We start from the raw sequence: 278 nt of genomic DNA, 5'->3' as shown, positions 1-278 counted from the left end.
TAAACGAGTGGTATAAAGAAACGATTAACCGAATGATTAAGCTCGTTTCATATTGCTCCTCCAAGTGTACCCGCTCCAAACTGCGCAAAGCACTGCCTACTCAGTTTGCTTATATTAGGGAGGAGCTGCTATACAAAACAGAACAAGCAGGCAACAAGGAGCAATATTACTCCGAAATCATTGATCAGATCATTGAGCTTGGCCAAGCCGATAAGCTGATCACCGGCCTTGCTTACAGCGTTCAGCGGCTGGTGGTCGACCATCTGCATGTGGTCGGC

1 protein-coding gene is annotated in these 278 nt (G+C 47.1%); it reads left to right on the top strand.

Annotated features, from left to right (window positions below; translation table 11 throughout):
* A partial coding sequence (locus MFF40_RS29160; protein WP_238263166.1) for a fructose-bisphosphatase class III occupies positions 1-278 on the top strand: 278 nt, incomplete at both ends.

Source organism: Methylobacterium mesophilicum (assembly GCF_022179445.1).
In the GTDB taxonomy this organism is placed as follows: Bacteria; Pseudomonadota; Alphaproteobacteria; order Rhizobiales; family Beijerinckiaceae; genus Methylobacterium; species Methylobacterium mesophilicum.
Note: the sequence above shows the minus strand (reverse complement) of the source record. Positions and strands in the feature narration are given on the sequence as shown.